The sequence below is a fragment of the Streptomyces agglomeratus genome (assembly GCF_001746415.1).
GTDB classification, from domain to species: Bacteria; Actinomycetota; Actinomycetes; order Streptomycetales; family Streptomycetaceae; genus Streptomyces; species Streptomyces agglomeratus.
On record NZ_MEHJ01000001.1, the window covers coordinates 838,184 to 857,889 of the forward strand.

General features: G+C 70.0%; 20 protein-coding genes. 7 read left to right on the forward strand and 13 right to left on the reverse strand.

Annotated features, from left to right (window positions below):
- Positions 1-23: 23 nt before the first annotated feature.
- Positions 24-965 carry a GlxA family transcriptional regulator gene (locus AS594_RS03345; protein WP_069925574.1) on the forward strand — a complete coding sequence of 314 codons (942 nt, stop codon included), beginning with the start codon at positions 24-26 and terminating at the stop codon, positions 963-965.
- Between the two features lie 253 nt (positions 966-1,218).
- Here the strand turns inward: AS594_RS03345 and AS594_RS03350 are convergent, their stop codons facing one another.
- From AS594_RS03350 to AS594_RS03365, 4 genes are all read right to left on the reverse strand, one after another.
- Entirely contained in the window at positions 1,219-1,560 is a 342-nt protein-coding gene (locus AS594_RS03350; protein WP_069925575.1) for a DUF5713 family protein, read from the reverse strand.
- Between the two features lie 292 nt (positions 1,561-1,852).
- The gene (locus AS594_RS03355; protein ID WP_069925576.1) at positions 1,853-2,074 is read right to left on the reverse strand and encodes a helix-turn-helix domain-containing protein; all 222 of its coding nucleotides are present in this window, start codon (positions 2,072-2,074) and stop codon (positions 1,853-1,855) included.
- Positions 2,074-2,571 (reverse strand): DUF2975 domain-containing protein, encoded by a 498-nt coding sequence (locus tag AS594_RS03360; RefSeq protein WP_069933993.1) that lies wholly within the window; start codon positions 2,569-2,571, stop codon positions 2,074-2,076. Before AS594_RS03360 ends, AS594_RS03355 begins: the two co-directional genes overlap by 1 nt.
- Positions 2,572-2,825: 254 nt before the next feature.
- The gene (locus AS594_RS03365; protein WP_240508921.1) at positions 2,826-3,548 is read right to left on the reverse strand and encodes a hypothetical protein; all 723 of its coding nucleotides are present in this window, start codon (positions 3,546-3,548) and stop codon (positions 2,826-2,828) included.
- Positions 3,549-3,734: 186 nt separating this feature from the next.
- Here AS594_RS03365 and AS594_RS03370 point away from each other — a divergent pair, with 186 nt between their 5' ends.
- Positions 3,735-4,610 carry a DUF3626 domain-containing protein gene (locus AS594_RS03370; RefSeq protein ID WP_069925578.1) on the forward strand — a complete coding sequence of 292 codons (876 nt, stop codon included), beginning with the start codon at positions 3,735-3,737 and terminating at the stop codon, positions 4,608-4,610.
- 57 nt (positions 4,611-4,667) lie between these two features.
- Here the strand turns inward: AS594_RS03370 and AS594_RS03375 are convergent, their stop codons facing one another.
- From AS594_RS03375 to AS594_RS03385, 3 genes are all read right to left on the reverse strand, one after another.
- Positions 4,668-5,762, reverse strand: a complete 1,095-nt coding sequence (locus AS594_RS03375; RefSeq protein WP_079148490.1) for a M20 family metallopeptidase — start codon at positions 5,760-5,762, stop codon at positions 4,668-4,670.
- Between the two features lie 137 nt (positions 5,763-5,899).
- On the reverse strand, positions 5,900-6,280 hold the full coding sequence (locus AS594_RS03380) for a DUF4234 domain-containing protein (RefSeq protein ID WP_069925580.1): 381 nt from the start codon (positions 6,278-6,280) through the stop codon (positions 5,900-5,902).
- Positions 6,281-6,731: 451 nt separating this feature from the next.
- Positions 6,732-7,508 carry a DUF4232 domain-containing protein gene (locus AS594_RS03385; protein ID WP_069925581.1) on the reverse strand — a complete coding sequence of 259 codons (777 nt, stop codon included), beginning with the start codon at positions 7,506-7,508 and terminating at the stop codon, positions 6,732-6,734.
- 383 nt (positions 7,509-7,891) lie between these two features.
- Between AS594_RS03385 and AS594_RS03390 the strand changes: the two genes are divergently transcribed.
- Together AS594_RS03390 and AS594_RS03395 are read left to right on the forward strand one after the other, a co-directional pair.
- On the forward strand, positions 7,892-8,644 hold the full coding sequence (locus tag AS594_RS03390) for an alpha/beta fold hydrolase (protein WP_069925582.1): 753 nt from the start codon (positions 7,892-7,894) through the stop codon (positions 8,642-8,644).
- Positions 8,641-9,156 carry a hypothetical protein gene (locus AS594_RS03395; protein ID WP_069925583.1) on the forward strand — a complete coding sequence of 172 codons (516 nt, stop codon included), beginning with the start codon at positions 8,641-8,643 and terminating at the stop codon, positions 9,154-9,156. Before AS594_RS03390 ends, AS594_RS03395 begins: the two co-directional genes overlap by 4 nt.
- A gap of 84 nt (positions 9,157-9,240) precedes the next feature.
- Here AS594_RS03395 and AS594_RS03400 read toward each other — a convergent pair whose 3' ends face one another.
- On the reverse strand, positions 9,241-9,552 hold the full coding sequence (locus tag AS594_RS03400; protein ID WP_069925584.1) for a hypothetical protein: 312 nt from the start codon (positions 9,550-9,552) through the stop codon (positions 9,241-9,243).
- Between the two features lie 267 nt (positions 9,553-9,819).
- Between AS594_RS03400 and AS594_RS03405 the strand changes: the two genes are divergently transcribed.
- Positions 9,820-10,224, forward strand: coding sequence for an ATP-binding protein (locus tag AS594_RS03405; RefSeq protein ID WP_069925585.1), 405 nt, complete (start codon positions 9,820-9,822; stop codon positions 10,222-10,224).
- 24 nt (positions 10,225-10,248) lie between these two features.
- Here AS594_RS03405 and AS594_RS03410 read toward each other — a convergent pair whose 3' ends face one another.
- Genes AS594_RS03410 through AS594_RS03430 form a run of 5 tightly spaced genes read right to left on the reverse strand, consistent with a single transcriptional unit; the run spans position 10,249 to position 17,621 of the window.
- Positions 10,249-13,074: a DUF5682 family protein gene (locus AS594_RS03410; protein ID WP_069934940.1), complete on the reverse strand. Its 2,826-nt coding sequence runs from the start codon at positions 13,072-13,074 to the stop codon at positions 10,249-10,251.
- Positions 13,071-14,183 (reverse strand): ATP-binding protein, encoded by a 1,113-nt coding sequence (locus AS594_RS03415; RefSeq protein WP_069925587.1) that lies wholly within the window; start codon positions 14,181-14,183, stop codon positions 13,071-13,073. The genes AS594_RS03410 and AS594_RS03415 overlap by 4 nt, the downstream gene beginning before the upstream one ends.
- Before the next feature lie 14 nt (positions 14,184-14,197).
- Positions 14,198-15,760, reverse strand: a complete 1,563-nt coding sequence (locus AS594_RS03420) for a VWA domain-containing protein (RefSeq protein ID WP_069925588.1) — start codon at positions 15,758-15,760, stop codon at positions 14,198-14,200.
- Complete coding sequence (locus tag AS594_RS03425) at positions 15,757-17,181, reverse strand: hypothetical protein (protein ID WP_069925589.1); 1,425 nt, start codon at positions 17,179-17,181, stop codon at positions 15,757-15,759. The genes AS594_RS03420 and AS594_RS03425 overlap by 4 nt, the downstream gene beginning before the upstream one ends.
- Positions 17,151-17,621, reverse strand: coding sequence for a hypothetical protein (locus AS594_RS03430; RefSeq protein WP_069925590.1), 471 nt, complete (start codon positions 17,619-17,621; stop codon positions 17,151-17,153). The genes AS594_RS03425 and AS594_RS03430 overlap by 31 nt, the downstream gene beginning before the upstream one ends.
- Positions 17,622-17,949: 328 nt before the next feature.
- Between AS594_RS03430 and AS594_RS03435 the strand changes: the two genes are divergently transcribed.
- Together AS594_RS03435 and AS594_RS03440 are read left to right on the forward strand one after the other, a co-directional pair.
- A complete protein-coding gene (locus tag AS594_RS03435) occupies positions 17,950-18,567 on the forward strand; it encodes a TOPRIM nucleotidyl transferase/hydrolase domain-containing protein (protein WP_069930244.1) in 618 nt (205 codons plus the stop codon).
- Between the two features lie 206 nt (positions 18,568-18,773).
- Positions 18,774-19,496, forward strand: coding sequence for a VOC family protein (locus AS594_RS03440; protein WP_069925591.1), 723 nt, complete (start codon positions 18,774-18,776; stop codon positions 19,494-19,496).
- Positions 19,497-19,706: the final 210 nt, after the last annotated feature.

The window sequence follows — 19,706 nt, forward strand, 5'->3', positions numbered from 1 at the left end:
TCTCTCCGGCATAGGGTGCCCGCATGAGGGATCGGCTGATGGCAGTTGTCGGCTACGACAGCGCAGAGTTACTGGACATCGCCTGCGTAACGACCACCCTGGCCATGGCGAACCGTCTCGGCAACCCCACCCGCCCCTACCGGGTGCTGCTGGCCGCTCCGGGCGGCGGGCCGATCGTGTGCGGCTCCGGCCTCACGCTGCACAGCCAGCAGACCCTCGAACGCCTCGTCGGCCCGCTGGACACGCTCATCGTGTCGGGCGGCGTGAGCTTCGAGCAGGCCGCCGACGATCCCCGAATGGTCGCGCACGTACGCAGGCTGGCCGGCGAAAGCCGCCGGGTGGCCTCCGTCTGCACCGGAGCCGCCGTCCTCGCCGCCGCCGGCCTGCTCGACAGCCGCCGGGCCACGACGCACTGGCGGTTCGCGTCCCGGCTCGCCGCCCGCCACCCGGCCGTCACCGTGGACTCCCGCCCCATCTACATCCGCGACGGCAACGTCTCCACGGCGGCGGGCATCACGAGCGCCCTCGACCTCACCCTCGCCTTCATCGAGGAGGACCACGGCGCCGAACTCGCCCGGCAGGTCGCCCGGGATCTGGTCATCTACCTCCAACGCCCCGGCAACCAGGCTCAGATGAGTCTGTTCACCGCCGCCCCACCACCCCGCGACGACCTGGTCCGGCAGCTCGTCGACCACATCGCCGGCCATCCGGACGGCGATCTCAGCACGAGCGCCCTGGCGGCCCGCGCGGGCGTGACCCGGCGCCACTTGTCCCGGCTCTTCGTGCAACACCTCGGCCTGACGGCAGGCCAGTACGTGCGCCGGGCTCGTGTCGAGGCAGCCGCCCACCTCCTGGTCTCGACCCGGTTGCCCATGGCGGGCATCGGCGCCCGATGCGGCTTCGGCTCCGCCGAATCCCTCCGCCAGGCGTTCACCGGCCACTACGGCATCCCTCCGTCCCGCTAACGCGACGTGAACACCTCCCGCAGTGCCCCCGGCTGACGCCTGGAGCCCCGGAGGAAGTGCGGTGCCCGGCACAGGAGTCGGAGTCGGTGCGAGAACATGCGACGGCCTGCGACGGCCGGGCGCGGGAACCAGTGAGCGCGGCGCGCGTACATCGGCGGGCAGCCCCGGCAGCCGCCACAGGGCGGCGGCCGGACCTGTCATTGACCACAGCAGAGGCCCGGCAGTCAGGACCGTACGCTCTTCGCGGCGTCGGTCACCAGTCGCGAGGGGCGATCAGCTTCTCCACGTCTGCCTCCGCGAACCCGTACGCCGATGCCACGAACCAGAAGCCCTCGGCTATCTCCTCCCGTGCCACGGTCTCGAACCCGCTCCCCGCCGCCTCGAACTCCGCCTCCAGAGCGTTGAATTCCACCGTCGCCCTGTGCGTGAGCACGTAGAGGGCAGCCAAATCCGCCGGCCGCTCGGCCTCGATGCGCTCGCTCAGCCTCAGCAGGATCTCCTTGCCCTTGTCCAGGAGGTGATCCGGAAAAGAGGCGTCCGCGTAAAGCACGCGCAGAAACTTGTGCGTTGCGACCTGTTCGTTGCTGACCGACATGATGATCCCCGCCCACTTGCGCCTACCTGAGAAGCTCTGACTCCCCCATGCTGCACCACGCCACTGACAACGCCCGCTGTGCGTCCGATGCGGCGGCGGGCAACGCTCGGCGGTCGTCCGCATCGTGGGTCAGGAGAGCGGCCTGCCGGCCGGTAGCCGCCGGCCGAACCGCGGGTGGCATCCGCCGGACAGCCCGGCTCACGCAGGCGCTCGATGTCGGTACGTACGGCCGGCCGCTCGGCAAGGTGGGGCGCTGACAGGACCACCGGCCACCACATTCCCTCCGCCGGAATCACCCCTCCGCGGGGTCCCCGGCTTCCCAGCGCAGCAGGTCTCCCGGCTGGCACTCGAGTGCCTCGCAGAGTGCGGCGAGCGTCGCGAAGCGCACCGCCTTGGCGCGGCCGTTCTTGAGCACCGCCAGGTTGGCGGGGGTGATCCCGACGCGGTCCGCGAGCTCGCCCACGGACATCTTCCGCCTGGCCAGCATCACGTCGATGTCGACGCAGATCGGCATCAGATCACCTCGTCCAGCTCGGCCTGCATCTGCGCCGCTTCGACGTCCCGCGCGACCGCTTGTGCGAGCAGCATGCGCAGTACGAGCACGATGAGCGCGACGCCCAGGATGGCCACAACGACCCCGCAGATCAGGAGGACAATGCCCGGGGCGACCGCTTCGCCCGGCGCCAGGACGACCGCGAGGGCGAACACCACGAGCGCTGCCGCCACCATCGCGCCGATCACGACGTGCACGTACCGGAAGGCCGCGGGGGAGAACACGGTTCCGCGTCGCACCATCGTCACCAGCCGCCACACGCAGACGAGAACGACCTGCACCGTCACGATACCCAGGACGATGATCACAAGAAGCGGCGTGCGCAGGTACGCGAAGTCCGGGTCGAGCCCGTTCAAGTCGACGGCCAGCAGCGGCACCATCACCGCCTGCACGAACACCGAGCCGGCGAGCAGCACCACGAGCACGGCGCGCAGCGCAAGCACTGTCAGCTTTCCCATCATCTCTCCCTAGATCGACCAGCGATAGAAATCTATCGTTTTTCGATAGATGCGGCAAGATGTGGGGGCAGCCGACGAGGCAGACAGTGACGACACGCCCGGCGCAGGGACCCGACGAGCCGTACGCGCACGTACGCGTCGAGAAGAACGAGCCACCGTCGGCGTTCCGCGGGCTTACCAGGCGAGTGCTCTCTCGAGGTCGGCGGGCGCGCGCCGGCAGAGAGGCACCGGCAGGCCGGCGGGCCCGGTGTGGCTCACGACGGGGTCGACGACGGCCCGACCGAGGGTGCTGTCGGCGCCGGCAGCTTCGCTTCTCCTTCGGAGACGACCGGATAGCCGATGGCGGCTGCTGTTGCCGCGACCGTGGCCAGAGGCACCGTGGCGTTCAGTGCGCGGACGGTACGTCGGTCCAGTGGGCGGAAAGCATAGACATGGCGCACCGCTTCGAGGTCGACCGCGGTCCCGTAGTACGCGTCGGCGAAACTCTGGAATGCCTCAGGCGCCGGCTCGGTCAGCAACTGGAAGAGCCAGTCGGCACCGTCCGGATCCGCGGAGCCCACCGGGAAGTCGATCTCTCCTGCCTGCCACTGGTCTCCGCCCGCTTCGCGCCACATGCAGGCGGTCACTCTGGGCATGTCCCCGTCCGCGAAGGCCGGTTCGAGCACGTACGCGCGGAACACCTCCGGTACGGAGTCGACCACACCCGGCCACGGCTCTTCGTTGTCGTAGGGACTCATCGGTGACTCGTGGTCGAAGCCGCGGACATACGCCCCGGCCGGGGAGAAGACGATGTCGAACTCGTCCCCGGAGCCGTTGCGCATGGAGGCGATCTCTTCTGTCTCGGACCACGTCGCGCTGAACGAGTGGTACCGCGCACCGTCCGGGTTCAGTACTGCCTCCAGCATGGCCATCGACCGGCAGAGGTCCCGGACAGCCGGGATACCGGGAAGAGCTCGGGCAACGTCATGGACAGTCATACGGCCATTCAAGCGGACACCGGAAACGTCCGGGACAGTGGCAGCCCGGCGCGTGGAGCGGCGATCCGGACCTCCTGCGGTCACCGCGCGAACTACCGTGCCCCGTGCACCTCTGAGCGCCGCCGTCGCACAGCGCGGTCTGCGGGTCCACGCAGTGGATTCGCCCGCACGGGCGACACTGTACGGATGAGCGCCGCAGCCTCCCGGACACCGCAGGAACGAGCCCTTCGCCATGTCGCGACACTGGCGTCGGGCCCTCCCATGGACCGGGCCCTGCGGGTGACACTCAACTTCCACCCGGACCGTTTGCTTCGCGGCAAGCCGATCCTGGATGCCCTGGCCGAGGACGGTGTCTATTGCTCGCAGTTCGTCACGGGCACCAGCAACGGTGGACTGACCGCATATCCGGGCGGTGACCGTTGGCGCTGGGAGAGCCGGATCTTCAAGGGGATCTACGACGAAGCGTCTGTTCATGAGCGTCCCGTATACGGCGCGTTGAACTTCCGCCGCAAGCCGCTGGGCGGGGCGCCGCGGTTCGGCTCCGCACACTTCCGGCTGACCGGCGAGACGCTGACGCGGGCCACGTTCTGCTATCCGGACAGTTTTTTCGAACCCTCGGACTTCGGTGTCGCGGACAGCATGCGGCTCATCGAGCTCGCTCGCGCGGATCGGCAGGACGACCTCGACGACTACATAGAGGCCCAAGTGCACGGCCCGGTCCGGCTGAACCGCCACGCGGAGGCACTGGTTCTGGACCCCTGTTACCGAGGCACGGCTGTCGAGGCCGCGGCCCTGCGTCTTGGCTGCCCTGTGGAGTGGCACCCCGGCCTGCGACTCGCAGTCGAGGAACTGCGCATGCATCCGGGTTACCGGGGTGAGGAGTACGTCGAACTGGGCGCGGAGATCGCCGTCGACGGCGTACTCGACCCTCGCATCGTCGGAGATGCCGCACGTGCCGGCCGTCATGACCCCCAGGCAGTCAAGAAGGTGTGGCACTACCTGGCACGCTACGGGGCGGCCCGGCAGACCACCGACCGGCCGGGGGCGTCAGTGAGTCGGTGAGTCTGAGTCGGTGAGTCGGTTCACTTCCGCCCCTGCCCATGAAAGGGCCGGAGCCCCCTACGCGTTCTGGATCGTGCGCACCAGTCCAGCGACAAGGTTCGCCCGCTCGGCCATGGCGTCGACCAGCAGGTACTCGTGGTCGGCGTGGGCACCGCCGCCGACTGCGCCGAGGCCGTCGAGTGTCGGCACCCCTAGTGCGGCCGTGAAGTTGCCGTCGCTTCCACCGCCGACAGCCTTGCCTTCGATACCGGGAAGCAGCCGCTCGGCCACCGCGAAGAGCTCGGCCGAGGCCGACTCGGGCATCGGGGGGCGCCGGATGGCTCCCCGCACCGCGATCCTCGCCTCGTCGAGATGCGGAGTCAGGGCAGCGAACGCTGTTTCGATGCGTTCCTTCTCGTCCGCCGACTCGACCCGGACGTCGACGCTTACGGATGCCTCCGCGGGAACGACGTTGTCCAGTGTTCCCGCGGACGCGACGGTCGGGGTAACCGTCGTGCCGACGTCGGGCCGGCCAAGCGCCGCGATGTCCAGTACTTGGTATGACGCTTCGACCAGGGCGTTGACCCCGGCCGCGGGTTCAAGACCTGCGTGTGACGCCCGGCCGGTGATGGTGACGCGGAACGTACCGCATCCTTTACGGCCGGTCTTCAGGGCTCCGCCCTCAGCGGCGCCCTCGAGCACGAGTACAGCGCCGCAGGCAATGGCTCGTTCTTCGAGGAGGGCCCGGGAGGAGCGGGAGCCGACCTCTTCGTCGGCGGTGACCAGGATTTCGACGCCCGACCGGTCGTCGAGCGCCGCCACGCCGTGAACGGCCTGCACCAAACCGCCCAGCATGTCGAACACTCCGGGGCCGGTCGCGCGCCCGTCTTCGACCTTGAACGGGCGGCGTGCGAGGGTGCCGAGCGGAAACACCGTGTCGTGGTGACCGAGGATCAGCACTTTGGGCTCGCCACCGGCCGACCAGTGGACGTGCGGCCCGGCTTCGCTCTCGACGATGAGGGCCTGTCCGCCGAGGCGGCCCTCGATGACAGCGGCGACGGCTTTGGCGGATGCCGTCAAGGCGTTGACATCGCGCGACGGAGACTCGATTTCGACGAGCGTCCGGAGGTCTTCGATCATCGCTTCGACATTCATACCGAGTGTCTTGTGCATCGTCACCCCGCAAGGGTACGCCGCAAGAGTACTTGGTACGCCTGGACGCATCATCGTCCGAAGCCGGAGGGGGCCGGGAGAGCGCTTCGCTCTCCCGGCCCCCTCCGGTGTGCCGATGCCGCGTGTGCGGCGGTGGATCAGGCGCGGTCGGCCCAGACCGTGTTGAGCTTGCTCTGGTAGTAGAGCGGGGTCAGGCCGAGTACGAAGGCGAGCAGCAGGCCGACACCGCCGGAGCAGTCGGAGGTGACACCGGCGGCGCGCTGGGCCTGGGCGATGCGGGAGCCCGTCTTCACGATGGAGACGAAGGGCGGGACGATCAGCAGCGAGCCGAAGGTGACGGCGACAACCGCCATGCCGGGCTTGACCTCAATGGTCGGGTCGATCGCCTTGACCTGCTTGTTGACCTTGTAGTACCAGACCAGCCAGTAGATACCGAGGGTCACCAGGGTGAGCAGCCAGGTGCCGACCGGGCTGGAAGGAGCGCCGGCGGGCGCGGACGTGCGGACGTCGGTGGACATCAAATTCCCCACTTGCTTGCTGTGCTTCCTGCCGCCCGTTCTGGCTGAGCCACCCCACGGGGACAGGTAAGTGATGAGTGTGTCGCCTCGCGTTGTTGCTGTTGGGGCGAGGGCTTACGAAGCGTACGGGTACTGAGCATGCCAAAGACCCGTGTGGGCATTACGAGTTCATTACAACGCACATACCGGGGGATTCAGCCGAGCCCCTCCCCGCAAGTCATGCCCCGCAGGGCACGTGATCGGGTCACATCGGTGTGAGCGACACCCCGTCCCGGTGCAACGACGCGGCGGCGGACGCCCGGAGGGCCCGGACCCTGTGGGGTCCGGGCCCTCAGGACCGGATTTGCGTGCGGTTGGCTTTCCCGTGTCGTGGGCCCGCCGGGGGTGAACGGTGCGGCCCGGGGCTGGGCGCACCGCAGCGGAGCCACGTACGGGTCGGTGCCAGGCCGGCTCAGAAGTCGTCGGCACCGTTGCGCAGCTCGTACGTCCAGTAACCGGTCTTCGCAACCGCGTCGTTGACCGCGATGCCGCCGTTGGGCGCGGTGACGTTCTTGCTGCCCTCGGCGGGGCCGTCGGCGGCGAAGAGGTTCACGTAGAAGGAGGTCACCGCGTGGTTCGTCTCGTCGACGCCGCCCTGGTTGATGCGTACGGCCGCGTAGGCGGGGGCGCCTGCGTTCAGCACGATGGGGGCGCCGGGCTTGCTCTTGGCAACGGCCGGGACGTCCTTCGCCGTCTGCGGTACGTCGCCGAACGCGATCAGCGGGTACTGGAGCAGCGTGCAGGCGTGGCCCGAGACGTTGGTCGCGGTCAGCGTGATGTGCGTGGTGGGCACGCCGCCCTGCTTGGCCGCCGAGATCCTGACGTCGTTGACACCGCAGGCCGGCGCGTTGGCCGCGGGCTTCTTGTTGGCTCCGGCCTGCGTGGCGGAACCCGTGGAGCCGGAGGTGCCCGTGCCCGTGGTACCCGTGCCAGAGGTGACGGAGCCCGACGTACCCGAACCGGACGTACCCGAACCGGAGGTGCCCGAACCGGAGGTGCCTGCGCCCGACTCGCCGCCGGCGGCCGTGTCCTTCTTCCCGGCACCCTCGCCGAGGGACTTCGAGACCGAGGCCGACCCGGTGGCCGCCTTGTCCTTGGCCCCGTCGTCACCGCAGGCGGTGAGCGTCAGGCTGAGCGCGGCTACGGCGGTCGTGGCGAGTACGGCAGGGCGGCTGATGAAAGTACGCATGTGGGGCTCCCCGTGTGATGCGGTCGATGCGGTCGATGCCATGTACCGGCATCTGGTCTGCTCACAGCTTCGGTGCACGCCCTGCCGTTCCGCTGACGTCCCGCTGACGTACGACTGACGCCGCCCGCTCGTGACGGCAGCGCCGGGCCGTTCGGCGAGTCTCCCGACGGGACGTCTTCTCGTCGGCCCGGCCGTACCCCAGGGCGTTCCCCGCCCATCGCCGGACCGGCTTCGGACCATGCAGGAGGCCGCGACTCGTCGCACTGCCGTACGGGCAGCGACAAGTGGGTGCCGAGCGCGATGCCTCCGACGCCCCCGGCACGCGCCCCTCTTCGGCACGGCGCTTCCCCGATCCCGTACCCCTGAGGGGCGATGGTTGACGGATGGAACAGACAACACACGCCGGGCTCTTCACCCGCAGGTTCGGTCCTCCGCCGCGCGAAGGCGCCCCGACCGTGGTGCTGGTGCACGGCCTGGGGCTCTCGGGGCGGTATTTCGTACCGCTCGCACGTCGGCTGGCGGTGAGCGGGGCAACGGTGCTCGTACCGGACCTGCCGGGCAACGCGCGGTCGCGGGCCGCCGTCCGCCGCACACCCGACATCGGGGAACTCGCCGGTGCCCTGACCCGTTGGCACCAGCGGCTCGCCCTGGCACCGACTTTGCTGGTGGCCAACTCCGTCGGCTGTCAGGTTGTCGCGGCCTTCGCCGCCCGCCATCCACGCCTGGTGCACCGGATGGTGCTGGTCGGACCGGCACTCGACCCACGGGCGTCCGGCTTGCGCCAGTTCGGCCGGCTCCTGGCGGACGCACCCAGGGAGCCGCTCTCCCTCATCGCGGTAGCCGCGGCCGATTACCTGGTGACCGGCCCTTTCCGCTTCGCCGCGTCCTTCCGTCACGCCCTGCGGGACGCCGCCGAGGCATTCGAGTGGCACCTGGCACAGGTCCACGCGCCCACACTCGTCGTGCGGGGGGCGGGTGACACCATCGCCTCCGACGCCTGGACCAGGCGCGTGGCGCGCGTCCTCGGTGACGGACGCGCGGCCGAGGTCCGGGGTGCCGCGCACGCGGCCCACTACAGCGCGCCGGACGCCGTGGCCGCGCTGATCAGGGAATTCACAGCAGGAAGGCGCGTATGAAGCCGTCGAAGACGTCCGACCGTTCGCAGTCCGGGCGTACCGACCGTCCGCGCACCGACCGCCCGTCGCCCAGGCTGCGGCTCCTGCCCGGCATCTCCTCGGAGCGGCGCGGGTTCGTGCTGGCCTGGTGGGGGTTCGCGCTCACCTTCGGCGGGATGCGCCTGCTCACCTGGCTCATCCACATCGATGTGGCGGGGGTGGGCGACATACAGGCCGGTGGTGTCCACATCCACCACTACGTGTGGGGAATCCTGCTGCTGGCGGCTGTGGGTGCGGCGGGGCTGGTCGAACGCTCGGCGCGGGCGCGCGCCTGGATGGGGCTCGCCTACGGGGTGGGTCTGGCCCTCGTACTGGACGAGGCGGCGCTGCTCATCAGCCTCGAAGACGTGTACTGGGACACCGAGGGCGGGGTCAGCATCGCCCTGGCCATCGCGGTGATCGCGCTCGCCGGAAGCGTCCTCGCGGTGACGCGGGGGCGGCGCGCCTCCCGAGGGGGCGGGGGCCAGGAATGACCTGGGGGCGCGCCTGAGGACCGCCGGTACGCCGCTTGCATCCGGGCATCGGGCGCCTCCCCGGCCTGCCCGTCACGCCACTGCTCAGAACCCGGCCATCGACTTGTCCAGCACCCCGCCCACCGCGCCGTACCAGCTGCATCGCATGGAGTGCTCGGACCTCCTTCGGCGTACGTAACCCAGCACAAGGAAGGCCAGGAAAAGTCCTCCTTCGAGCACGGCTGCCAGCGGGTGGAGGGCGAAGCAGAGGAAGGCCGCAACACCCAGCCATACCCCGATCGGCGGAAGAGAACCCCGGAGCACGGTGCCGAAGCTCAAGGGCACCGAGCCGTCCGGCAGCACCCGTCTGTTCCACAGGTCGATGTGGTTGCGCGTCGCGCAGTGCTCGGTGATCATGCCCCGATCAGATCACGCACCTACCGATCGGTGCGGCTGTCCGTACGAATCGGCCGGTCAGGGCCGCCTGCACGCCTCCTCCGCCGTTTCGGTTCGCACCCGTCACGCGTCACCACGATTACTTACGGCGTATCGGGTCAGGCCTACCGTGCCGGTGCGAGATGAGGCATAGCGGGCAGAAGCCCGGGAAGTCGCTAAGGCTCCAGTCTTTTCGATGGAACGAAGGAGCAAGAAGTGACTGCTGACCGGCATGATCCAGAAACTGGCTTGCCGACCGCCTTTGGCGTCGAACAAACCTGGAAGTTCAACGGGGCGCTGAGCGACGTGTCCGACGCCCGGGACAAAGTGTGTGCCTATCTCTACCGACTTGCTCGTGTGCATCCGCCCCGTACACCGGACGCACACGACGACGCACTGCTGGTAGTCACCGAGTTGGCCTCGAACGCGTTCACTTTCGCACCCGGTCCCTTCACTCTCAGCCTGCGGGCCATGACGACGGGAACGCTTCACATCGCTGTGGCCGACACCAGCCCCGCGGTGCCCAGCCCACGCCCCGCCAACCTCAACGGTCGCGGCGGCCTGGGCTGGCACCTCATCAACGCACTCGCGGACCAGACCATCACCGTCCCGGACGCCGGCGGCAAGACGGTCCACGCCTTCCTCCCGTGGTAACCGCCGGTGACCTGCGGATGTCTGTCACGCGCCGGCCAGCAGCGCCTCCAGCGCCAGAGCCGTTTGCGGGTGGCGCCCGGCCAGAGCCGCGCCGCGCGGGCCGGGAATCGCGGTCTCCCACGTGGAGTCGCAGCCCAGCAGGCTTGCCATCGCGTCGCACGTCGCGGGGTGTGCGGCCAGCAACGTGCAGTCGTGGCCGCCGGCCGCGCGCCGCGCCGGGTGCGCGGCTGCCGGTTCCAGCTGTGCCCGCCACGGCGGCACCCACTCGTCCAGCGCTGCCAGCCGGCCGGGGAAGATCCGTCCGGCCTCACGGATCAGCAGCGGAGCCAGCTCGCCGCCACCCGATCGCAAGGTCGTGATCAGGGTCGGCAGCCAGGGCAGCAGCACGGGGTCCGGCAGCCGGCCGAACGCGTTCGACACGGCCTCCACGACGAAGTCGGTGAGGCCGGGGACCGGCTCCAGGGCCTGTACGAAGCCGCTGAGGTAGCGCGGGTAGGCGGGCACCACCAAGGGGTTGGCCAGCAGTTCGTCGCACTTTGCCCGGAGGTCCGCCCGCGAGAGGCGCCCGAGCTGCACCTGAGCCGCCCACAGCAGCGCCGTCCGCGACGGGTCGTCCGGGTGCGACTGGGCGACCGCCAGCTCCAGTTGGGTCCGGTCGCACCCCAGCGACAGCGCCAGATTCTCCATGCTGAACAGGAAGCCCAGCATCGCCGCCACCTGGCGGGCAGTGGCGTCTTCGTCGGTGAACGCGGTCGGCAGGAGGGTGCAGTAGTGCGCGTACCCGGTCTTGACGAAGGACTCGATCCACTGCGGCAGCACCGGCTCGCTGGTGCGGTAGTAGGCCAGCAGCCGCCGCACCCGGCGCAGCACCTCCGGTGCGCCGTCGACACTGCGCTCGGCCGACAGTACCTCCAGGGCGCGTACGCCCAGTTCGTCTGCGAGCCGGGCGCTGCGCAGGTACAGCGTCGCGTCCTCGACCGCTGCCAGGACGGTCGCGGCCGTGGCGTGCGGCGCGTACGCGGTGCGGCGCAGGCGCTGTTCCAGTACCTGCTCGATGCTGACACCCTCATAGCCGAGCTCGATGAGCGCACGCTGGTGGGTGCCCAGTGCCAGGTCCCAGGATTCCTGGATCGGCCGCTCCCCCAGCTTCCGCTCGCCCATGATCGGCCGCGCGCTGCCGTGCGGCATCAGGTAGCGCAGCATCCACAGCACGTCGGAGCAGCGTTCCAGTTCCGGCTGGGAGGCGATGTCGAGCCGGGCCCTCTGCACGCCGCGCTGCTGGAGCTTCAGATTCAGGGGCGCGAGCCGGTCGTGGACGTCGCGGGCCAGGGGCGGCAGGGCCTCGTAGCCGACCTGGCCGACCCGGTCGCTGCCCATCATGATCTCGACGAGGCGGCGCACATCGCGCCGGCCCGGCACCGTGTCCTTCTCGATGCAGGTGACGGCCGCGTCCTGGAAGTCGTACGGCGTGGGCTTGGCCCGGTCGCGCATCCCGGCCAGCAGGATCGACGTCTCGAACACCGCGATGGCGTCGGCGGTGGAGGCGAGGTAACCGTTGCGGCGCGCGGCGCGCACGATCTCCACCGACCAGCCGAGCAACTCGGCCTCGTCCAGCCGGTCCAGGGCCGGTGGCTGTCGCAGGAAGCCAGTCAGCTTGTCCGAGGGTGGCACCGCGGCCGCCGCGACCGCCGGGGCCGGGGTCTTCCGGGCCCTCGATCTCTTCGCGCCCGCCTGTCCCGCCAGCCGGTACGGCTCCACGCGGGTGCGCCTGACGTTCTTCGCCCAGACGGTCGCGGCGATCGACACCGAGCCGGCGGCGAGGCCGAACTGGGCCTCGATCGCCGCATGACTGGACGGAATCAGGCCGTGCAGCCACTTGGTGGCACTGCGCGGACCGATGTCGAAGGTGTCCGTGCCGTGTACGCCGAACTCCGCCACACGGCTGGCCGCGTGGAAGGCGCCGCAGACGTAGAGGCAGTCCGCTGGGTCCGTGCCGGACGCGGCCAGGTGCTCACGCATCCTGGTCCACATGTAGCGCTCGCGGTCCTCGTCCACCCGGACCCGATGGGTGTCGCCGGGTGCGAGGCGCCGGAAGAGGCTGCCTATCAGCAGCATGACCTGACGGTAGGTGTCGTGGTCGCTGTCGCCGAGTGGCAGTTCGACGTACTGGTGCCACCACTCCGACCAGTGCCGCACCCTGCCGTGGCGCAGCAGGTGCTCCTCCAGTTCGGCGAAGCGCGGCCGCAGGTCACCGATCTCCACGCCGACGGCGTCGCCGTGCAGCGTGGCCTCTTCCTCGGGGGGAGGTGCGTCCGGCGTGCCTTGCTCCGCACCTGACCCGGCACCGTGCGTTCCGCGCGCGTCCCACTGGAACACGTGGTCCGAGGAGCGGTCGACGAGGACCAGTTCGACGCCCGGTGTGTCGAGTGCGTACGCAATGGCCTGGTACTCGGCCGACGCCTCGGTGATCGGAGCGACCACCGACAGCGGGGACCACTCGGCCGGGAAGCCGTCGACGTCGGTCGCGAACGCCTGAACCGCCACGGGGAGCTTGCAGTTGCGCAGTTCGCTCAGCAGCGGCGCCATGTCCTCGCACAGCTCCAGGTACACGACCTTGGGCTGCTTCTCCCGCAGACGGCGTGCCACGGCGAGCGCCGAGGCGGGCGAGTGGTGGCAGACGGGGAAGATCTCCAGTGGCTCGCGCACCGCGCGGTCGACGTCGTCGACCATGCCGAGGAGGATGCCCTCCAAGGCGTCGGGCCCGTCGGCGAAGGTCGCGGCGGCCTCCTGCAACTGCGCACGCAGTTCCCCGAAGGTGCTCTCGGGGGTGCTCGCGAGGGTGCCGCTCATGACAGGGTGGCGATCGCGTCGCGGCCGCCCTCGAGGAACTCCGGCCAGGACCCGCCCTCTTCCTTGCTGCGCGGCTCGACGACACCGTGCAGGTACTTGTTGAGGATGGCGAGGTCTTCGGGCTCGCGCCGGGCCAGTGACCCGACGAGCGAGGATGCCAGCGTACGGGCGGTCAGGGCGCGCTCGCCGAAGAAGTTGCTGTGCAGGATCGCGTCCTCGAGTACGCCGATCTGTTCGGCGGTGGACAGCGCGGACTCCAACTTCTCGTCGTCGCTGCCGGCCGCGGCCGCCGAGGCCCGCAGGTCGGCGAAGCTCTGGAGCAGCACGTCGAGCAGTGTGGGCGGCACGTCCAGTTCGAGCTGGTGGCGGCGGAGCAGTTCCTCGGTGCGGAAGCGGACGATCTCCACCTCGCTCTTCTTGTTCGTGACCACCGGGATGCGGACGAAGTTGAAGCGGCGCTTGAGCGCCGAGGACAGGTCGTTGACGCCCCGGTCGCGGCTGTTGGCCGTGGCGATGACCGAGAAGCCGGGCTTGGCGAAAACGATGTTGTCGCTGTCCAGTTCCGGAACCGAGATGTACTTCTCGGACAGGATGGAGATCAGCGCGTCCTGAACGTCGCTGGTGGAGCGGGTGAGTTCCTCAATACGGCCGATTCCACCGCTCTCCATCGCCGTCATGATCGGCGAGGGGATCATCGACTCCCGCGACTGGCCCTTGGCGATCACCATGGACACGTTCCAGGAGTACTTGATGTGGTCCTCGGTGGTGCCCGCCGTGCCCTGCACGACCAGCGTGGAGTTGCGGCAGATCGCCGCGGACAGCAGCTCGGCCAGCCAGCTCTTGCCGGTGCCCGGGTCGCCGATGAGCAGCAGGCCGCGGTCGGAGGCCAGCGTCACGACGGAGCGCTCGACGAAGCTGGGGTCCCCGTACCACTTCTGCGAGATCTCCCGGTCCAGGCCGTCGGAGCGCTCGGAGCCCAGGATGAACAGACGGACCATTTTCGGGGACAGGCGCCAGGAGAAGGGCTTGGGGCTGTCGTCGACGGACTCCAGCCAGTCCAGCTCCTCGGCGTACTTGATCTCGGCGGGGGCGCGCAGCATGTCGGACATAACAGGGTGCCTTTCTAAGCGAGGAACGTCTTGAGTTCGTGGACGAGCTTGCGGATGTGGCCGGAGAGCACCGGTGTGCCGAGGTCCTTGAAGCGCTCCCGGAACCACGGGTTGACGCTGCCGCGCCCGGAGCTCGTAACGGAGCCGACCGGAATGAACTTGGCGCCCGAGCGGTGAATGGCGGCCATGCTCTCGAACAGCGGCTCGGTCCACCATTCGTAGAAGTCCGAGATCCACACCACGACGGTGTTGCTGGGCTCGGCGATCTTCGGCTGCGCCAGAGCCATGGCGACCGTGCCGTCGGTCCCGCCGCCGAGCTTGGTACGCAGCAGGGTCTCGAAGGGGTCGTGCACCCAGGGTGTGAGGTCGAGTGCCTGCGTGTCGTACGCGATCAGGTGGACGTCCACCTTCGGCAGCCCGGCGAAGATCGACGCCAGGATGGTGCAGTTCACCATCGAGTCGACCATCGAGCCCGACTGGTCCACGACGACGATGAGCCGCTGGGGTGTCGTCTTGCGGGCGGTGTGCCGGTAGTAGAGGCGGTCGACGTACAGCCGCTCCTCGTCCGGGCTCCAGTTGGTGAGGTTCTTCCAGATCGTGCGGTCGAGGTCGAGGTTGCGGAACACCCGCTTGGGCGGCACGGAACGGTCCAGGGCGCCCACGGTGGCCTTCTCCACCTGGGTACGCAGCACTTCGGCGACCTCGTCGACGAATCGGCGGATCAGGGCCTTGGCGTTGGCCAGGGCTACACCCGAGAGGTTGTTCTTGTCCCGCAGCAGCTGTTCGATGAGCGACATGCTCGGGGTGAGCTGTGCGGCGAGCGCGGGGTCGGCCAGCACCTCACGCAGGCGCATCCGCTCGACGAGGCCGGCCTCGATGGCGCCGAGTTCCGGGCCGATCGCCGGGATCAGCCGGCTGAGATCGGGCGTCGTGCCCCGGCCGCCGCTGCCGGCCGGGCTTACGCCAGGTCCCGCGGCGCTTCCCCCGCCGGCACGTCCGCCGCGCAGGGCGCCGGGCTTGCAGCCGAGCGCGCGCTCCAGCCAGCCTGCGTCGGACTGCCAGCGCGCCAGCTGCGCGGCGGTGACCGTGCCGGATGCGGGGGCGAAGACGTTGAGCAGCACCTTCGACACCAGGGCCGCGCGCCGCACTTCGGCGGCCCGGTCGTCCGCACCGGCACCGGCATCGGCGGGGTCGGGGACGGCGTCGGGGGCAGCGTCGGAGTCGGGATCGGCGTCGGCGTCGCGGTGGGCGTCGGGGTGGGCGTCAGTGCGGCCCGGGGCGGGGCCGGATGCGCGGTCCACGTCAGGCGTCATCAGGCCGTCGAACTCGGTGGCCAGTTCCGGATGGCGTTGCACGATCGAGTCGACGGATGCCTGCGGGTCCAGCAGCGCGGAGGGCAGTCCGATGTCCTCGACGACAGCGAGGCTCGCCGACTCCAGCGTGGCCTGCTCCTCGTTGTCGAAGAGACGGGCGAGGAGCCTCCAGTACAGGACCTGCCGGCGGTTGTCGTCGGCGTCCGCTCCGGGATTTTGCGAGGACGCGTACGGGGGCGACTCTTCTGTCGCGTGCTCTGTCATTTCCGCAGCAGCTTCCCGGCACGCTCGCGCAGCACGGCCACGGCGTCGGTGGCGGCCTTCTCGGCCTTGACCCCGGCCTTGTCGGTCGTGCCCCCGGCCCATCCCCCGGCGTGGATCGCGACAGCCTTCTTCCGTACGGTCGTCTCGACGGCCAGCGGCTGGACGCTGAACGTGCCCGCGTCCCAGCGGAGCAGACCGATGCACGCGCCGGACGCCGCGACGGCCTGGGGGGTGAGCGGTCCGGCGGCCGGAACGCGGTCGGTGTCGACCGCGAGGGGTTCGGTGGCAGCGGTGAACGTGAACGTCAGCCCGCTTTCCTCCGTCCGGGCGGCGTAGCCCTCCAGGAACACGGGTACGGCGATGCGCACCGGGTGCCGGTCCAAGGGGGCGACTGCCGCGTCGGTAGCCGTGGGAAGGGCGACGCGAGCCGTGGCGAAGGCGTCCGCCGGCCCCCCCGGGCGCGCGTGCTCGTCGCTCCAGACGAGGTCGCCCTCGGCGGTGACGGGCATGTCTGTGAGTTCCATCGAGCGGCCTTCGCCGACGGCGGCCAGGAGCGACATGTGCGGGCGGAGCAGTTGCCAGAGACCGGCGCCGACGACCGTGTCGGGCTTCGGCACCGAGACCCCGGCGCGCACCAGGCGGGGCGCGGTGCCGTAAGCGGGCTCGAACACCGCGTGCACCTGTGCCTGTACGGCGGTGGCGTGCTCCTGCACGTCGACGCCGAGGGGCAGAAGGCGGCCGGTGGCCGTACTGGTCGGAGGCACTTGGGCGGCGCCGGGAAGCGTCAGCAGCATCGCGCGCGACCACACATCGGCCCAGCGGCGGACCGGGACGCGGGCCAGAGTGGCGCCCGGGCATGATGCGGCGAGTTCGGCTGCGAAGCCGTCGAGGAGCGTCGCCAGGCGGCGCAGGGCCGGGTCCGGAAGCATCGCGGAGACGATGCCCGCCGACCCGCCCACCACGTCGTGGTCGATGCCCTGCCACCCGCAGCGCGCCAGGTCGGACAGCCATGAGCGGGCGGCAGCACACAGGTTGACCGACTGCAGGCCCCGGGACACGGGCGCCGTCTCGTCGCTTCGGGGCCGACCGGTCGCCTCGTCGACGCGGACCATCAGTGCGTCGTGTACGGAACCGAGCAGTGCGATGCGGGCTGCGGCGAGGGCGACGAAGTCGTCTTCGCTCGCGGCCCCGCCCGACGCTTTCTCGGCCGCCTCGGCGACCCTCGCGGCCAGTGGCGTCCCCGCGACGGCGTGGGTGAGCTCTGTCAGGCCGGCGGCCTGGGCGGGGTGGGGGCGCAGCAGACCGGTGACAAGGGCCCCGTCGAAGGCGTCGACGGCCGTCAGGGCTTCGTCGAGTCCTTCGACGGGGTCGGTGAGCAGGTCGGTGCGCATCACGCCACCGCCCGTGTCGGCGGGAACCACTGCATCTCCGGCAACGGTGCGGTGTTCGGGGCGAGTTCGAGGTACGCGAGGTGACGCAGGAACCTGCTGAAGACCGGCGCGGCGGCCTTGGCGTCCCCCTGCGGCGGACGTGTCTCGCTCATGCCGGCGGCGAGGGTCTGCGCGGTGGGCTCTCCGTCCGGGGTCTCGATCCTCAGGTAACGGGCGACACGAACGGCGCCGTACTGCAAAACCGCCTCGTTGATCAGGGCGCGGATGTGGTTGCAGAACGAACCGCGCGCACCGCCGCAGGGCCGGTTGTTATTGGTGCTGCAAGCGAAGGCGTAGGTGCCGGCCGCGACCGACGAGACGTAGACGCGCTCGATGTCCGAGCCGCTGGACACCACTCCTTGAAGGCGCCCGTCGGCCAACTCGACGAACGGGACCTTGGCGAGCTTGCGCGGCCGTGCGGGTGCTGTCACCCGTGCCGTACTCGACCTCTCCCAGTCAGACAACGCACATCTCCTATGCAGCAAAAGGGGATTCCGCGCCACACCGGCGGGACACCACTGAACCTACTGGCGACCACTGACAACGCCCCTCGCGAAGCACTCCGCGCCCGCGGCACACCTCTGCCACACTCCTCCGCCACACGCGCTGCCACACCCCGCTGCCGTACAGCGGTGGTTGCCGCCGTCGCCCGTGGCAGGGCGCCGGTCATGTGGCAGGGTGCCGGTCATTTCGTGCGTGGCCGTCGTGGCCCTCGAATAATCCCGTGCCGTGTCGTCGGTGGAGGTGCACACTCGCTCCATGGCGGACATGCGGGCGTTCCGGGACGAGGTGTGTGGCTGGGCGGCCGGCGGGCCCGGCGGGGCGGCCCGTGATCTGGCTGTACGACTGGGGGTACGGACCGCGGTGTTGCTGGAAGGGCCGAGCGACCTCGCCGCCGTGGAGGCGCTGGCCGCACGGGGTAGCCGGGACCTGGCCGCCGAAGGGGTGTGTGTCGTGTCAATGGGTGGGGCGATGAGCATCGGCCGCTACGCCGGGCTCCTCGGGCCGCCCGGCCTCGGCCTGCGCCTGGCGGGACTGTGCGACGAGGGCGAACAGCGCTTTTACGACCGCGGTTTGAAGCGGGCTCGGGTGCCGCTCGGGGGATTCTTCGTATGCGTGGCGGACCTGGAGGACGAACTCATCCGCGCGCTGGGCACGGCAAGGGTCGAGGAGATCGTCCGCGCCGAGGGCGACTTCCGTGCCTGGCAGACGTTCCTGTGCCAGCCGGCACAACACGACCGGCCCCGGCAGCAGCAGTTGCGCCGCTTCTTCGGTACGAAGAAGGGCCGCAAGATCCGCTACGGCCGCCTCCTCGTCGACGCCCTCGCCCCGGAACAGACACCGGCCCCGCTCCACGACCTCCTCACGAGCCTGTAACTGAGCAGGGTTGTCGTGACGGCAGTGGGCTGTCGTGACGTCAGGTTGTCGTGACGTCAGTGGTTGAGCGCGGTCGTAATTGAGTTGACCGGGTGGAGCCCGCCCGGGCAGGCTTCAGCCCGACCCTGATGCAACCTCTCGCTGGTGGACTGCTCTGCGTGACCCGCCCCTGGGGCAGCGAGTCAGCAGATCGGACACGCCGAAAAATGACCTCCCTCCTCCACGCGCTTTGCTTCGACGCGCACGACCCGCTCCGTCTCGCGCGCTTCTGGGCCGGCGTCCTGGGCTGGGAGACGGCCGACGATCCCGACGACGGCATCGCTCTCCTGCCGAGCGACGACACGGGGTTCCGGATCCGATTCCTTCCATCCCAGGAGCAGAAGACAGGCCAGAACCAGATGCACTTCGATCTGACGAGCACATCCCTCGACGACCAGCAGCAGGTGGTGGCGAGGGCGCTCGGACTCGGCGCCCGGCACATCGACATCGGCCAACGCCCGGAGGAGGGGCACGTGGTGCTCGCCGACCCTGAGGGCAACGAGTTCTGCGTCATCGAGCCGGGCAACAACTTCCTCGCCGACTGCGGCTTCGTCGGAGCGCTCGCGTGCGACGGTTCGCAGGACGTCGGATACTTCTGGAGCCGAGCCCTGGGCTGGCCCCTGGTCTGGGACCAGGACCAGGAGACCGCGATCCGCTCCCCGCACGGCGGCCCCAAGATCACGTGGGGTGGCCCGCCACTGATGTCGAGGACCGGGAGGAACCGGCTGCGTTTCGACCTCGCTCCGCCCGTCCACGGTGATCTGCGGGCGGAGATCGACCGTCTCGTCTCCCTCGGGGCGACTCGGGTCGACACCGGCCGGGGTGACGTCGGGCGGGTGGTGATGGCCGATCCCGACGGCCAGGAGTTCTGTGTACTGACCCCCCGGTGACGCGACCGGTCCCAGGCGGCAACGGTCCGGTGCGGCCAACCAAGCCGGGCGGGACGGCGGACGGTGGAGGGCGGACAGCGGACGGCGGACGGCGGAGTCAGGCTCCGGCGTCCGCACACCCGGTGGTGTGACACCCCGTGGTGCGCCGGGCAGGTGACAAGGAAGCCACGGACCCGTGGGGCCCGCGGCTTCTTGAAGGAGACTCTCCGC